The organism is Mitsuokella sp. oral taxon 131 str. W9106, from assembly GCF_000469545.1.
Classification (GTDB): Bacteria; Bacillota; Negativicutes; order Selenomonadales; family Selenomonadaceae; genus AWVT01.
In genome coordinates this window covers 26,159-39,855 of sequence record NZ_KI273052.1, presented here as the reverse complement: position 1 = coordinate 39,855, position 13,697 = coordinate 26,159, and the positions used below count along the sequence as shown (strand labels likewise).

The following is a 13,697-nucleotide window of genomic DNA, read 5'->3' as shown; positions in this document are numbered from 1 at the left end:
CCCCTTATGGCTTTCCTACGTCCTACAGCACGCCGCGGAAATAATGGCCGCGCGTGATGTCCTTGCCTTCCTGCTCATGCACCCATGCGAGCTGCGTTGCATCGAGCTCCTCAGGCAGCCTTTCCGCATGACGATACGCGCGCACGAGGCGCGTGATCTCCGCCTCGGAAAGCGCCTTGCCCTCAATGCGAAGCGTGCGGATGCCGAGATGGCGAAGTTTCCGCACAAAAGGAAGCATCGAAAGGCATTTGCTGTTCAGTATATGCATGTGGCAGAACTGATCCATCGCAAGCGGAAAGAGCATGTCCTTCCGATCTTTCAGCGCGTAGCGCCCTCTCGTACACGGCTGGCTGCACGCACGATTTCCTGCGCCGCCGAGGAAGCTTCCCGTCACGCAGTACTCGGACACCATGAGCTCAAGCCGTCCATGTACGATGGCGGTAAGCGGAATCGGCGACTTGTCGGCAAGCTCCCCGATCTGCACAAGCGTCAGTTCCGGTGAAAGTGTCGCCTCCGCTGCCCCGTACTCTTTTAAGAACTGAAGTGTTTTCTGATTGTAGCTGATGAGGCTGTAATCTGCATGAATCGGCATGTCTGTCATGCGGCGTACAAGTGACAGCGTCCCGATATTGTGTACGTGGATCGCCGCAGGAGGGAATGCCGCAAAGGCATGCAGGAGGTTTTCAAGTGCCTTTTGATGACAGTCGCGTACGATGCGCGGCGTGTTGAAATCGATGCGCGCGCCATGCTCCTGCGCGAATTTCCAAGCGCTGCGGTAGGCCTCTTCCGTGATGACGTGATGCGAATACGACTCGCCGCCAAAGAGGATGCCGTCCGCCCCTGCGTCCAAAGCGGCCTTTGCCGCATCGAGCGTCGCGACGGCGACCATGAAGTGCGGCGGGTTTTCGGGCTTGCGCCGCGCATGGGGCACGCTCTCGCTGTAGTGCCCTTCTGCCGGCTTCATCCGTGCAATCCGCGCCGCCTCAAGTGCGGCTACGGCTCTTCGTCGTGCCTCGTTGATCTCGCTCATCGGCACCATGACAGCTTCGCCGAGCGTACAGGAAAACGAGCGGAGCGAAAAGATCGTCGTGCCGAGCCGCTCGACCTGCCTGCGCACCGTTTCCTCCGTGAGCGGCCGCTTGCGCGCTGCCTCGGCGATGAAAGCCGTCCTGCCCTCGCCCACATTGCCATCCGCATCAACCATGCGAATCGTGAGGGGTTCGCCGAGCCGTGCGCTCACTTCGCAGTCGACTGCGACGCGGCGGATCGGCGATCCGGACGCATAGCGCTGTTTCGCCTCCGCCATGAGTTTCGCGTCGTAGACTTTGAACACGCGGTCATGCTCGCGCACAGCAGAGGGGATTTCAAAGGTGACCACGTCGCCTGCCATGCCTTCCGCAAGTGTTTCCCCGCGAGTTCCCGTGAGTTTCGTGACCGTCACCGCAACGCGCCCGCCGACCTTGACCCAAAAGTCAACTTGGTCGCCCACGAAAAGCGGTTTTGCCAGCTTCACTGAGACGAGGCAGCTTGCCCTGTCGTAGGCGGTAACGCGCCCGACGAGAAGCCCGCGGTTGTTCGGCCGCCTGTCACTCATCATCGCCTTGCCGGGACGCGATACAAGGTACGCCGTTGTAAAATCGCGGTTGAAAACCTGTGCGAGCCTATCATGCGCTTTTCCATCGGCGCGATACGCCTTTCCCGCCTCGTATGCATCAAGCGCCTTGCGGTAAGTGCTGACGACCGTCGCAACGTACTCAGGACGTTTCATGCGCCCTTCGATTTTGAGCGATGCCACGCCCGCATCAATGAGTTCGGGCAGGACATCAATCGTATTAAGATCGCGTGGGGACAGCAGGAAGTCGCCTGCTCCATCGCCGAGCACGTCTTTCCCATGCTCGTCTACGAGCGTGTAGGGCAGGCGGCACGGCTGCGCGCAGCGGCCGCGATTGCCGCTGCGTCCGCCGATCATGCTGCTCATGAGACATTGGCCGGAATAGCAGACACAGAGTGCGCCATGCATGAAAATCTCGATTTCAACATCCGTATTTGCGCAGATATGGCGGATCTCTTTGATCGAGAGTTCCCGCGCGAGCACGACGCGAGAAAAACCGAGACGCGCGAGCGCCTGCACCCCTTCGAGACTGTGCACCGTCATCTGCGTGCTCGCGTGAAGCGGCAAATGCGGCACGATTTCACGCGCGACGCGCGCGACGCCGAGGTCCTGTACGAGTACGGCATCGACATCCAGCGAATCGAGGAACTGCAGATAGGCTGCGAGCTCTGCAAGCTCGCCGTCCTCTAGGATCGTATTGACCGCCACATGGATTCGCACGTGGCGAATATGCGCCTCGCGAACCGTCTCCCTTAGCCCATCCTCATCGAAGTTGCTCGCATAGGCGCGTGCGCCGAACTTATTCCCTGCCAAATACACGGCGTTCGCGCCGCTCTCCACAGCGGCGATAAACGCCTCACGGCTTCCCGCCGGTGCCAGTAACTCTACCAAGCCACTCTCTCCCATTCGTCCAAAAAGCAGCACGGGCAAACACCCATGCTGCATCCTTATGCGTTTCCGTCCGGCTCCCCCGTCGCATCGCGGTCCGCAAACTCGTTCAAAAGTTCCAGCTGCTCCGCATCGAGCCCGTCCGCCGCCTCTTCCGTGCTCGGCAGTGCAGGAAGCTCTTCCAACGACCGAATCCCAAAGCAGCGGAGAAAGACATCGGTCGTGCCGTACAAAATGGGGCGGCCGAGCACCTGTTTGCGTCCGACCTCGGCGATGAGCTCGAGCTCCAAGAGCTTCGCGAGCGCACGTTCGATGCGCACGCCGCGCACGTGCTCGATTTCCTGTTTCGTGATCGGCTGCTTGAACGCGATGATCGAAAGCGTCTCCATCACAGGCGCGGAAAGCCTGCGATCGACAACTTGGCTGAGCCGCTCCACGATGGGGTAGAGTTCCTGCCGCGTCATGAGCTGGCAGCCTCCTTCGCCCCACTTGAGCGTGATGCCACTGCCGCGCACATCGAGTTCCTGCTGCAGGCGCGTCAAAAGATTTTTGATATCGATCGGTTCCCGTTCGAGAATATGCGACAGCTCGGCAACGGAAACAGGCTTTCCCGCCGCAAAGAGGACGGCCTCGATTGCCCCCGTATCGGGTATCTGCTCGAAATCCACCGTCACTTCTCCTTTCGCACCGAAATGATGAGCTCCGCAAAATGACCCGCTTGCCTTGCGCGTACCGCCTTGCGCTTGATAAGCTCCAAAAGCGCCAAAAACGTCGTGATGAGCGCACTGCGCGTGCTGCTCTGAAACGCCTCCAGAAAGCGGATCGTACCATCGTGGCGCATGAGAAGCGACAGGATTTCTTCCATCTTGTCCTGCACGCTGTACGCTTCGGGCGCGACGAGCGCCTTGGGGATGCGAAGCTCCTTTTTGACCGCGAGTACCGTTCGAAATGCGTCGACAAGCTGCTGCAGGCTCATATTGCCGGGCGGCAGGTGATGAACGGGAAGCGGCATTGGCGCGCGCGCAACAAAGCGTCCTTCCATCTCCGCCATATCCCCAAGCACTGCACTGACCTGCTTGAACTTCCGATATTCCAGAATGCGCATGACAAGCTCGAGCCGCGGGTCGCCTTCCGCTTTTTCCTTCTCCGGCTTCGGCAGCATCATGCGCGATTTGATCTGAAGGAGCGTCGCCGCCATAACGAGAAACGCGCTCGTGACCTCCATGTTGAACTCGCGCATCTGATCGAGGTAAAGAAGGTACTGCCGCGTAAGATCCGCTATCGGAATGTCGTAGATGTCAATCTTATCCCGCTCAATGAGGTGCATCAAGAGATCCATTGGTCCTTCAAAGACGGGAATCCGTACCGTATAGTCTGCCATTTCTTACATGAGCGGTGAGAGAATTGTCAGGAAAATGCCCCAAACGAGATTTTGAAGTGGGATGAAAATGAGGCTGAGCACCGGCGTCATAACGAGTATGATCAGGATCAAGAAACTGTAGCGCTCAAGTGCCGCAAAGCGATAGCCGTACTTCGGTGGAAGGATCTGTCGAAGGATATGCGAGCCGTCGAGCGGCGGCAGCGGAATCATATTGAAGATCGCGAAGTTGATATTGTAAACAACGATGAGCTTCAGCACGAGGTAAACGCCCGGCGACGTCATCTCTCCCATCCTGCCCAGCAGTACGAAGAGCGATAGTGCCAAAAATGCCAAAACGAGATTTGCCGCCGGACCTGCCAACGAGACGAGAATATCGTCACGTCTCGGATTCTTGAAGTTGTTCGGATTGATCATGACGGGCTTCGCCCAGCCGAATCGCACGAGAAACAGCATGATGAGACCGATTGGATCCACGTGCGCCCTTGGGTTCAGCGTAATACGCCCCATCATGCGCGGCGTAAAGTCACCAAGCGCATCGGCTGTGCGGGCATGCGCGTACTCGTGGATGACCATCGCGATGATGAGTCCAGGGATGCCGGCGATGAGGTTTAGGATATAGCCTGACATAGATTCCTCCTAGATGGGATTCACTTTTGGCGCATGCGCATGAGCATCAGAATGGAGATGATCGATTTCGCATCGACGATGCGCCCGTCCTGTGTCATCGCGACAGCCTCTTCAAGCGGCACGAGGGAAACATGGATGAATTCATCCGAATCCGTGTGCTGCTTCCCCGCTTTCAGCTCCTCTGCCGCGTAAAGATGAATGACTTCGTTGGAAAAGCCGACCGTCGTCGCGATCGTCGTGATCTTTCGGATCTTGCCTGCCGTGTAGCCTGTCTCCTCTGACAGCTCACGTGTCGCGCAGACCAGCGGATCCTCATCGGCCGAATCGAGTTTTCCCGCGGGCACCTCAAGCGTAATCGCGCCAATCGGATAGCGGTACTGTCGGACGAGGACGATGCGCCCGTCAGGCAGGATCGGAATGACAGCCGACGCGCCCGGATGCTTGATCCATTCGCGCGCCGCCGTCGCGCCGTTCGGCAGCTTTACCGTATCGCGCCTGACGTGCAAAAGCGTGCCATCAAAGATATCCTCACTACGGATCTTTGTCTCAATCAAATCGGAATCAAAACGCATTCTTATCCTCCTGTCCATCCATCAAAGGCAAGCCTGCATAGCAGCTCGCACTGTATGTTCTGGCACATCATTCCGGCAGGCGACGCGGCCGATGCCTTCCATAAGGATCCATGCGACCTTGCCGTTTACCGTCTTCTTATCATGAAAAATATCCGCGTACAGCGCGTCAACCGTGCAGCCTTCTGCCTTCGTCGGCAGGTGCAGTGCCTCGATGAGCGCACGCATGCGGGAAACTTCTTCCATAGGGACGAGTCCCATATCACGACTGATATGCGCCGCGCCGATCATGCCGATCGCAACGGCTTCTCCGTGATTGTAGCGCGTGTAGCCTGTCTCCTTTTCAATGGCGTGCGCGATCGTATGACCGAAGTTCAAAATGCGGCGAAGCCCGGATTCACACTCGTCCTTTGCAACGACATCCGCCTTGATCTCGCAGGAGCGCGCGATGATATGCGTCGCCGCTTCCGGCGCCAATGCCAGCACGTCTTTTTGATTCGATTCGAGATATCCGAAAAATGCCGCATCACAAATGATGCCGTACTTGACGATCTCGCCAAGCCCCGTGTATATCTCGCGTTGCGGCAGCGTCTTCAACATGGCGAGATCCATGAAGACCGCCTTCGGCTGGTAAAATGAACCGATGAGATTCTTGCCGAGCACGTGATTGACGGCGACCTTGCCGCCGACACTCGAATCGACCTGTGCGAGGAGGCTCGTCGGAATCTGCACAAAGGGGACACCGCGCATGTACGTCGCAGCGATAAATCCCGCGAGATCGCCGACGACCCCGCCGCCTAGTGCAAAGATCGGCGACTTTCGATCCAGCCCAGCCTCTATCGCTTTCGTGTAGAGCGTTTCTGCCACCGCGAGGCACTTCGCGCTCTCGCCCGCCTTGATCTCCACGTAAGACGCGTCCAGGCCTGCCGATTCAAGAACGGAGCGGACATGTGCCCCGTAAAGCGGGCCGACATTCGTATCCGTGATGAGGAGTGCTTTTCTCGAAAGGCCTGCCGTCTCCGCGAACGCTTCCAGCTCCGCCTCGATCCCATGACCGATATGGATATCGTAGCTATGCGTGCCGAGATCAACGTGTACCCTACGCCATTCCGACATCGTATTCACCTCGTGTTTTTAATGTTTCGATGATGGCATCTGCCACTTCCTGCGCCGAACGGTCACTCGTATCGACGGAAAAGTCCGCCTGCGCGTAGAGGCCGCGCCGCTCGAAGAGCAATTTTTCAATGGCTTTTTTTCGATTCCCTCCATCTTCGCCATCGAGGATAGGGCGCACGCCCTTGGTTCCCGTCCGCTGCAGAATCGTATTGACGTTTGCCGTGAGCGCGACGATAATGCCCGTCTCGCGAAGTGCCCGGACATTTTCCTCATCTTTGACCGTCCCGCCGCCCGTCGCGATGACGGCACGATCCATCGCAGCCGCCTTTTTGACCATCTGCTTTTCGCAGGCGCGGAAGTATGGCTCGCCCTTTTCGGCAAAGATCTGCGGAATTGTCATGCCGGATTCCGTCTCGACAGCTTCATCCAAATCATGAAACGAAAATCCGATCGTCTTCGCGAGTGCTGTTCCCGTAGTCGTCTTGCCCGTCCCCATGAAGCCGATGAGCACCACATTTCGCATCGCTTACCAATCCCTTTCGATCCGTGCCTTGTAGAAATGGATCGCCTTCCTTAGGTCGACCATCGCATCGGCGCCGAACTTCTCGCAAATCGCCTGTGCGATGACGAATGCCGTCATCGCTTCACCGACGACTGAAGCGGCAGGAACAGCGCACGTATCGCTGCGCTCCCTGCTGGCGAGCACCTCTTCGTGCGAGGCGACATCGACGGAATGAAGCGGCGTCATGAGCGTCGGAATCGGCTTCATCGCCGCGCGAACGACGATCTCCTCCCCGTTCGTCATGCCGCCCTCGAAGCCTCCTGCACGATTCGTCTTGCGATAGACCATGCCGTCCTTCAGGAACATCTCATCGTGGACCGCACTGCCCGGCAAAAAACCGCACGCAAATCCCGCGCCGATTTCGACGCCCTTGATTGCCTGGATCGACATGAGTGCGCCCGCTAGTTTCCCATCGAGGCGTCTGTCCCACTGGATATGGCTGCCGAGGCCTGCGGGAACCCCGCGCACGATGACTTCAAAGACGCCGCCAAGCGTATCGCCTGCCTTCTTTGCCTCATCGATCTTCTGTTTCATCCTCACTTCGGCATCGCGGTCGTAGCAGTTGAGCTCCGAGCACGTCTCCGTGCCGATTGCCGCCCGGTCGATCTTCGCCGCATCAACCGATACGCCGCCGACCGTCACGACGTGCGAGACGACTTCCATGCCGAGCACATGCAAAAATTCCTTGCAGATCGCGCCGACTGCGACGCGCATCGTCGTCTCCCGCGCGCTCGAACGCTCCAAGATATCCCGCACGTCCTTGCGTGCATACTTGCAGGCACCCGTAAAATCCGCGTGGCCGGGGCGCGCCGCCGTGACCATCGGTCCGGTCTGCGCGCCAAATGCCGCCATGCGCGCCCCCCAATTGGCAAAGTCACGATTGACGACGCGAAGTGCGATGGGACCGCCCAGTGTCTCGTTGAAGCGTACGCCCGAAAGTACGTCTGCTTTGTCCGTCTCGATCTTCATGCGACCGCCGCGTCCATATCCCTGCTGACGGCGCGCGAGATCACGGTTGATCGCGTCCGCATTCAAGGAAAGCCCCGCCGGAAGCCCTTCGATGATCGCCGTCAGGCAAGGTCCATGCGATTCCCCCGCCGTCATAAAACGCAATTCACTCATACGATCCTACTCCATTGCATTCGATTGATAGACTTATCCCTTAGTTTATGCTATTCATGCGGATAAATCAACCCTGTATCCCCTTCATCTTCCTGTGGCGCATCCCCTTCCATGGCGTAGATAACGAGCTGCACTTCGCAGTCGAGCCCGCTGTCTTTCTTTGAAAGCTTCATTTCCTTCACACAGATGAAGCGATCGGTTCCCTGCAGCGACTGCAAAAAATCCAGAAGTGTAAAATAATCGCAGTGAAATGTAACCTCAACGGGAAGCGCACGAATCCCATCCTCCGTTTTGATTTCCTTCGGTGTCACCTGTCTGAGCGTAATGTTGCTTTCGATTGCGGCGCGATGCAGCGTGCGCAAAAAAGCGCCCTCCTCAAGCTCAGACGGCAGAGCCTTTTCGCCTTGTGCCTCATGATCCGAAAGCGTCTTTTCGTAAGATGCCATATCGAGATGCGCATTCCTGAAATTGGCAACCCGTATGTATTCCGCCTTTGCTTCTTCCGCATCCGTCCTCGCATGGTAGGTCGCTTCGCGCAGCGGAAGGTGGACAAGCAGGAAAAAGAGCACACCGAAAAGGGCGCAGATGCCTGCCGTCACGTAAAGAACGCTCGCACCGGAAAGCGCAGGGAACCATGTCTTTCGCTCCATAGCGATCACCTCATAGCTTCAACGTCAACCGGAAATGAATGATATCCTGCGCCGCCTTGTTCTTTCTGTCCGTCACACCAGACTCCGTCAGGACCGCCCCATTGGGAAAGAAGTCGAGATCGCGTTCAAACGCCATGACGTACGCGGAAAGCGCATCGTAGCTTACCGCATTGCCCTGAAGTTCGAGCGTTCGTTCATCGCGCAGCACCATGCCATCAAGCCAGACACCGTCCAAGCACATCGCTGGTGTTCCAAGATGGACCAGCACGCTGTACCATGGGAATGAGCGATCCGTGAGGTCAGCGAGCATGGCATCTTTTCGCTGCAGGCTGTTTTGCTTTTCGGTTAAAAGCTGCATCGCTTTTCGGTCATGTGCGACAGCGGCAAGCTGCGCTTCCTGCGCCGCTGCTTCCTGCTTTGCCTCATAGAGCTGCCATCCATCGACAGCCGCTATGCCGAGCAAGAGCGTAAGCGTAACCCCGACTATAAGGCGCGAGATGCGCCCGACGCGCCAGGCGGAACGCGAAATCGCCTCTCCCCATACGCGAATGGCAAGTGCGCTTCCCGCTCCGACAGCCGCGAGAGCTGCAGCCAGTGCCGTTCCCATGCACGCGGCGGATTTTGCATCGGCATCGTGCGCAAGGACGACCACGTCCTCGCCGACGCGAAGTCCGTCCGAAGATGCCGCGATCCCCCTTCCCTCCGGCGCGAGAACCGAAATGCTGCATAGCGACAAGGCTGCCGCTTCACACGCCTTCGCCCACGCTTCCAGCCGCTTCTTCTGCACGGCAGCCACGGTGCATGCGCTGTCTGGTTCTTCCACGCGCGGTTCGATCCGAAAGGATTCCGCATCGTAGCCGCGTTCGCTGAGCCATGCGTCCATCTCCCATGCCGCGGCTTCCATGCACTCCGTCCCTGCCATGCCCTGCGGCAAATCGAGCGGATAGAGGAATGCGTCTTCCCCCGCAAGCCCCACCGCGATCGGAAGGTGCTCAAGCCCTCGCTTCGCTAAGTGGACGCGTACCTGCTCCGCGATGTCGGCCACCTCATGTACCGTGCAGGGTTCTTTTCCAAGAGACTCGATGCGAAGCGAATCCGATCGCGCGCTCAGCCGGATGTAACATAGCTCTGCCTCTCGGCAGGCAATGCCAATAACTTCCGCGCTATCGGAGCGAAAAAGCCTTTCCCATCCAAACATAGCCCGTCTCCTTTCGCTCCAATATGCCGCGTACTGCCTTGCGCCGTTTCCACTTGTCATCTTTTCGCTCTTTGCCTGCGGCATCCGTCTCCCGTGCGACGGCGACACAGTAAAGGCACGGGCCTTGCCGCCGCACGGCAATGCGCGTCTCAATTGGGATTGCCGCTGCAAAAATCTTGCGCTGATCCGTCCGTTCTTGCTGCTCCTTACCGACAATCGCATCGCCGCCCGCCGTATCGCGCTCCATAGCTGCGGCAAATGCTTCCAATCGGCTTTCCGCCATGAGCTCAAGTCTCGTCTCGCGCTCGTATTCAAGCGTCGTGCTCTGTACGCCATAGCAGATGGCAGCGAGGCTCATGCCCATCAACAAAACAAAAAAAAGAAGGCACAGCGCCCAAGCCGAAGCGAACCCCCGCTCCCCATTTCTTCTCATGGCGATCCCCTGCCTTCCTGCCGCAATCCGTAAACGCGCGTCGAAAGCGTGTAGCTGTGTCCCGTCATGCGGCTCTTTCCCGTCAGACGAAACTCCTGCAGGAACGGCGCAACCTCCCGCCATGAAAACTCCGTAATCGTGACGCCCGCGAGATACGAATCTCCCGTGAGCGGCTCACGCGCGTTTCCATAGACGAGTTTCGTTGCCCGATCCTTCTCCGAAACAAAGTATGTCGTTTGGCTGTCACCTCTCCCAAGGGATCGCTTCCGAAACGAAACGCCTCCTCCCGTCACCGAGCGCTGCACGCTGTACGCTTCCGAAGCATCGCCTATGACGCGGACAAATGCGCTTTGGACTTCCTGCCGCAACTCCATATCCGCATAAAGGGAAGACGCCATTCGCGCTACGAAGATCGACAGAACGCCGACTGTACCGATGAGCAAGACCAACATGGGCATCGAGATAAGAAAGTCGAGCAGGATAAATCCGCCTTCCCTATCGTGCATGGCGATACACCTCGCGTTCCAAGGAAAGGCTCCCTGCCCCACTGGCATTTTGCCAAGCAGCTGAAACGGCAGCACGATAAGCTCCTGCGATTTCGAGCGGAAAAACGCGTGCCGATACGGAGAACTGCCCCTGCTCGGTGACGAGCTGATCTCTCTCGCCAAGCCATCCCCATTCTCCTGCATGAAGCGCTCCCACATCCGCTCGCTCCGCAAGGCACGCGAGTTCCTCCCGCGCCAAAAAGATTGCCTGCATGCGGCACGCATCCTGTGCTTCCACATGCACCATCTTTGCATAGGCAAGAAACGCACCTGCCATGAACAGCAGAAGCGCACCGAGCAGGATCGTCTCCTGCAGAAAAAATCCCGCCTCATCGCTTCGCATCCGCATCGCTCACTTCCCCCATCCTGCTGCGCCCGCTCTTATGCAGGACAATCTGCTTATAGATTCGCTTTTCCCCTTCAATCATAAAATAGATTCTAAGCGGAACCGTTTCAAGATAGCCGTTTCTTGCATACCGGATCACCCGCAAATCACCGACTTCCTTTCGCAAAGGAACGAGTGCAATTCGGATATGCGGCAGGAAGCGATGCAGTTCGCTCGGTACGCGATAGTCGCCGTCAATCCGATAGCCATACGGGAAAAGCTGAATCTCCGGCACGGCCTGCACCTTATCGATATCGTCTCCTACGAGCATGTCCTGCGTCGTTCGCGTGAGCATCTGCACATGCCGTATGTCGCGCAAAAGCGCATTTGCCTCATAGTCGACCTCCCATTTCGCAATGAGCGAAGCGGCATGCGGAAAAATGATGACAGAAGCGACTGCGATCACACAGATCCCGAGAATCCATTCGACTGCGAGGAATCCGTCTTCCCATCTGCGGCATCTCATAGAAGCGCCCAATACCATGTGAGGATTTCCGCTCGGCACAGAAAGCCGATGTAGGCGCCTATCGATAAGAACGGGCCAAAGGGAAGATGAGCCTTCCAGTGGATCTGTCGCCGCGCGATGAGCACGGCAGCAAACAGTCCGCCCAATACGAACGCGATGAGCACCGAAGCATAAAACAAAAGCGGGCCGAGCCAAAAGCCGAGCACCATGCCATACTTCACATCGCCAAGCCCCAACCCGCCGTGCGACATGAGCCGAAGCCCGTATAGGAAAAGCCCTCCAAGTCCGCATCCCGCAAGGTGCATGGGAAACGAAAGCCCTTCCATGTAGAGGAAAACCATGCCTGCCACAAAGAAAAGGATATTGAGCTTATCAAACAGCAAGCCCCAACGGATATCGGTAAAGGCCATGACGACAAGTCCGAACGAGAAGCAAATCCCCGAAACTACGCGCACTTCCGTTACGGCATGCATGGCATTTCCAAAGGCAAGCGCAAGCCATATGCAAATCACGAACAAGATATCGGACTTTTTCGGAGCGGCAAGCCCGTCTCGCCCCATCATTTGCCAAACTCCTCTGCCGTATGCCCCGCACAAACTGCCCGCGTCCGCGCGTCGACCTTCCGAATCGAATACGTCTCCCCTTCCGCGAGTTCCTGCGGCGCCGTCCCCTGCCGCAGATTATACCTGCCCTTCGGCGGCTTCGTATTCGCCGTATCGATGTATGCATCAAGGCTCTCAAACGAGGCTGGCGCGTGCCCATGATCGATTTCGTAGACCGCAATCGCCGAATCAATCGCGCTGAGATCTGCTTGTATCTTTGCCGTATTTGCGGATGCCAAAACCGAATTGAATTTTGGCACGGCAATCGTCGCGATAATTCCAATGATCGCAACGACAATGAGCATCGAAAGGAGCGTAAAACCAGCCTCTCGATCGTATTTCGCAACCATAAGCCAACCTCCTTTGCATCTCGTACAAACAATTCTACAGGATTTGAATTCTACAAAAACATGAGAAAACCTTTTTGGAATGCGCATAAAATAAAATCTCTCCTTTTGCAGCAGAAGCTGCAAAAGGAGAGATTTTATTTCTTTTCTATGGGCAGACGAACCTTGCGCTTACTTCAGTGCATCGCCGAGCTTTGCGTTCGTCGCACGAGCCGCTCCGACACTCTCTTGGAACTTCGCCTTTTCGTCGCCTTCGAGCTGGATCTCAACGATCTTCTCAAGACCATTCTTACCGAGGATGCATGGAACGCCGATGCAGAGATCCTTCTCATCATACTCGCCTTCGAGGTAGACGCAGCACGGGATGAGTTTCTTTGCGTCGAGCGCGATTGCCTCGACCATGGAAGCTGCCGCAGCACCTGGAGCCATCCAAGCGGACGTGCCGAGGAGCTTCGTCAGCGTAGCACCGCCGACCTTCGTATTTGCGACGACATCGTCGATCTGCTCCTTCGAGAGCAACGACGTCACGGGAATGCCGCGAAGCGTAGCACGGCTGACGAGCGGAACCATCGTCTTGTCGCTGTGGCCGCCGATGACCATGCCGTCAACATCCGTCGGCGTAGCAGGATAGCCAGCCTTCGTGAGCGCATTAGCAAGGAAATAACGGAAACGGCTGCTGTCAAGTGCGCCGCCCTGTCCAAGAACGCGATTGCGCGGAAGCTTTGTGTCCTTGAGCGTCAGGAACGTCATAGCGTCCATCGGGTTGGAGATGATGATAAAGTAAGCATTCGGCGAGAACTTGAGTGCCTGGTCAACGACGCTCTTGACGATCTTCGCATTGACGCCGATGAGATCCTCACGGCTCATGCCTGGCTTGCGCGGCATGCCGGACGTGATGACGACCACTTCCGAACCCGCCGTCGGCGCATAGCCGTTCGGATCCCCCGGCTCTGCCGTGACAGCCGTTACCGTCGTGTCGAAGTTCAGCAGATGCGCCGTCTGCATGATATCCATTGCCTTGCCTTGCGGAACGCCGTCCTTGATATCGACGAGGACGATCTCGCTGCAGAATGCCTTCGTAGCAAGGACGTTTGCGACTGTTGCACCAACATTGCCTGCACCAACTACTGTTACCTTCATGATAAATAGCCTCCTTGAAACTTGAACCCGCCTTGCTATGCAAAGACGACTTCG

17 protein-coding genes are annotated in these 13,697 nt (G+C 57.3%); all 17 read right to left on the bottom strand.

Annotated elements, in window-relative coordinates:
* Nucleotides 1-22: 22 nt before the first annotated feature.
* The gene (locus HMPREF1985_RS01925; RefSeq protein ID WP_040636793.1) at nt 23-2,503 is read right to left on the bottom strand and encodes a DUF3656 domain-containing U32 family peptidase; all 2,481 of its coding nucleotides are present in this window, start codon (nt 2,501-2,503) and stop codon (nt 23-25) included.
* Nucleotides 2,504-2,559: 56 nt separating this feature from the next.
* The gene (gene scpB / locus HMPREF1985_RS01920; protein ID WP_051349032.1) at nt 2,560-3,168 is read right to left on the bottom strand and encodes an SMC-Scp complex subunit ScpB; all 609 of its coding nucleotides are present in this window, start codon (nt 3,166-3,168) and stop codon (nt 2,560-2,562) included.
* A 2-nt stretch (nt 3,169-3,170) separates the two neighbouring features.
* Nucleotides 3,171-3,881 (bottom strand): segregation and condensation protein A, encoded by a 711-nt coding sequence (locus HMPREF1985_RS01915; RefSeq protein ID WP_021770743.1) that lies wholly within the window; start codon nt 3,879-3,881, stop codon nt 3,171-3,173.
* A 3-nt stretch (nt 3,882-3,884) separates the two neighbouring features.
* Nucleotides 3,885-4,508, bottom strand: coding sequence for a site-2 protease family protein (locus HMPREF1985_RS01910; protein WP_021770742.1), 624 nt, complete (start codon nt 4,506-4,508; stop codon nt 3,885-3,887).
* Nucleotides 4,509-4,528: 20 nt separating this feature from the next.
* Nucleotides 4,529-5,080: an NUDIX domain-containing protein gene (locus HMPREF1985_RS01905; protein WP_040636792.1), complete on the bottom strand. Its 552-nt coding sequence runs from the start codon at nt 5,078-5,080 to the stop codon at nt 4,529-4,531.
* 21 nt (nt 5,081-5,101) lie between these two features.
* Nucleotides 5,102-6,193: a 3-dehydroquinate synthase gene (gene aroB / locus HMPREF1985_RS01900; RefSeq protein ID WP_021770740.1), complete on the bottom strand. Its 1,092-nt coding sequence runs from the start codon at nt 6,191-6,193 to the stop codon at nt 5,102-5,104.
* Nucleotides 6,177-6,716 carry a shikimate kinase gene (locus HMPREF1985_RS01895; RefSeq protein WP_021770739.1) on the bottom strand — a complete coding sequence of 180 codons (540 nt, stop codon included), beginning with the start codon at nt 6,714-6,716 and terminating at the stop codon, nt 6,177-6,179. The genes aroB and HMPREF1985_RS01895 overlap by 17 nt, the downstream gene beginning before the upstream one ends.
* Before the next feature lie 3 nt (nt 6,717-6,719).
* A complete protein-coding gene (aroC, locus tag HMPREF1985_RS01890) occupies nt 6,720-7,877 on the bottom strand; it encodes a chorismate synthase (protein ID WP_021770738.1) in 1,158 nt (385 codons plus the stop codon).
* Nucleotides 7,878-7,927: 50 nt separating this feature from the next.
* Entirely contained in the window at nt 7,928-8,527 is a 600-nt protein-coding gene (locus HMPREF1985_RS01885) for a type 4a pilus biogenesis protein PilO (RefSeq protein ID WP_021770737.1), read from the bottom strand.
* A gap of 10 nt (nt 8,528-8,537) precedes the next feature.
* Entirely contained in the window at nt 8,538-9,725 is a 1,188-nt protein-coding gene (locus HMPREF1985_RS01880) for a general secretion pathway protein GspL (RefSeq protein WP_021770736.1), read from the bottom strand.
* On the bottom strand, nt 9,691-10,158 hold the full coding sequence (locus HMPREF1985_RS01875; RefSeq protein ID WP_021770735.1) for a hypothetical protein: 468 nt from the start codon (nt 10,156-10,158) through the stop codon (nt 9,691-9,693). Before HMPREF1985_RS01875 ends, HMPREF1985_RS01880 begins: the two co-directional genes overlap by 35 nt.
* Entirely contained in the window at nt 10,155-10,664 is a 510-nt protein-coding gene (locus tag HMPREF1985_RS01870) for a hypothetical protein (RefSeq protein WP_021770734.1), read from the bottom strand. The genes HMPREF1985_RS01875 and HMPREF1985_RS01870 overlap by 4 nt, the downstream gene beginning before the upstream one ends.
* Nucleotides 10,654-11,052 carry a hypothetical protein gene (locus HMPREF1985_RS01865; RefSeq protein ID WP_040636791.1) on the bottom strand — a complete coding sequence of 133 codons (399 nt, stop codon included), beginning with the start codon at nt 11,050-11,052 and terminating at the stop codon, nt 10,654-10,656. The genes HMPREF1985_RS01870 and HMPREF1985_RS01865 overlap by 11 nt, the downstream gene beginning before the upstream one ends.
* Nucleotides 11,033-11,554: a hypothetical protein gene (locus tag HMPREF1985_RS01860; RefSeq protein WP_021770732.1), complete on the bottom strand. Its 522-nt coding sequence runs from the start codon at nt 11,552-11,554 to the stop codon at nt 11,033-11,035. The genes HMPREF1985_RS01865 and HMPREF1985_RS01860 overlap by 20 nt, the downstream gene beginning before the upstream one ends.
* Nucleotides 11,551-12,117 (bottom strand): prepilin peptidase, encoded by a 567-nt coding sequence (locus tag HMPREF1985_RS01855; protein WP_021770731.1) that lies wholly within the window; start codon nt 12,115-12,117, stop codon nt 11,551-11,553. Before HMPREF1985_RS01855 ends, HMPREF1985_RS01860 begins: the two co-directional genes overlap by 4 nt.
* Nucleotides 12,114-12,506 (bottom strand): prepilin-type N-terminal cleavage/methylation domain-containing protein, encoded by a 393-nt coding sequence (locus HMPREF1985_RS01850; RefSeq protein ID WP_021770730.1) that lies wholly within the window; start codon nt 12,504-12,506, stop codon nt 12,114-12,116. Before HMPREF1985_RS01850 ends, HMPREF1985_RS01855 begins: the two co-directional genes overlap by 4 nt.
* Nucleotides 12,507-12,674: 168 nt before the next feature.
* Entirely contained in the window at nt 12,675-13,643 is a 969-nt protein-coding gene (locus HMPREF1985_RS01845) for a malate dehydrogenase (protein WP_021770729.1), read from the bottom strand.
* Between the last annotated feature and the right edge of the window lie 54 nt (nt 13,644-13,697).

Excerpts from the sequence above, each read along its gene's own strand:
- HMPREF1985_RS01915 (WP_021770743.1), bottom strand. The coding sequence starts at position 3,881 with ATGGCAGACTATACGGTACGGATTCCCGTCTTTGAAGGACCAATGGAT.
- HMPREF1985_RS01875 (WP_021770735.1), bottom strand. The coding sequence starts at position 10,158 with ATGAGAAGAAATGGGGAGCGGGGGTTCGCTTCGGCTTGGGCGCTGTGC.
- aroC (WP_021770738.1), bottom strand. The coding sequence starts at position 7,877 with ATGAGTGAATTGCGTTTTATGACGGCGGGGGAATCGCATGGACCTTGC.
- HMPREF1985_RS01870 (WP_021770734.1), bottom strand. The coding sequence starts at position 10,664 with ATGCACGATAGGGAAGGCGGATTTATCCTGCTCGACTTTCTTATCTCG.
- aroB (WP_021770740.1), bottom strand. The coding sequence starts at position 6,193 with ATGTCGGAATGGCGTAGGGTACACGTTGATCTCGGCACGCATAGCTAC.
- HMPREF1985_RS01910 (WP_021770742.1), bottom strand. The coding sequence starts at position 4,508 with ATGTCAGGCTATATCCTAAACCTCATCGCCGGCATCCCTGGACTCATC.
- HMPREF1985_RS01860 (WP_021770732.1), bottom strand. The coding sequence starts at position 11,554 with ATGAGATGCCGCAGATGGGAAGACGGATTCCTCGCAGTCGAATGGATT.
- HMPREF1985_RS01845 (WP_021770729.1), bottom strand. The coding sequence starts at position 13,643 with ATGAAGGTAACAGTAGTTGGTGCAGGCAATGTTGGTGCAACAGTCGCA.
- HMPREF1985_RS01850 (WP_021770730.1), bottom strand. The coding sequence starts at position 12,506 with ATGGTTGCGAAATACGATCGAGAGGCTGGTTTTACGCTCCTTTCGATG.
- HMPREF1985_RS01855 (WP_021770731.1), bottom strand. The coding sequence starts at position 12,117 with ATGATGGGGCGAGACGGGCTTGCCGCTCCGAAAAAGTCCGATATCTTG.
- HMPREF1985_RS01865 (WP_040636791.1), bottom strand. The coding sequence starts at position 11,052 with ATGCGGATGCGAAGCGATGAGGCGGGATTTTTTCTGCAGGAGACGATC.
- HMPREF1985_RS01885 (WP_021770737.1), bottom strand. The coding sequence starts at position 8,527 with ATGGAGCGAAAGACATGGTTCCCTGCGCTTTCCGGTGCGAGCGTTCTT.
- HMPREF1985_RS01895 (WP_021770739.1), bottom strand. The coding sequence starts at position 6,716 with ATGCGAAATGTGGTGCTCATCGGCTTCATGGGGACGGGCAAGACGACT.
- HMPREF1985_RS01880 (WP_021770736.1), bottom strand. The coding sequence starts at position 9,725 with ATGTTTGGATGGGAAAGGCTTTTTCGCTCCGATAGCGCGGAAGTTATT.
- HMPREF1985_RS01905 (WP_040636792.1), bottom strand. The coding sequence starts at position 5,080 with ATGCGTTTTGATTCCGATTTGATTGAGACAAAGATCCGTAGTGAGGAT.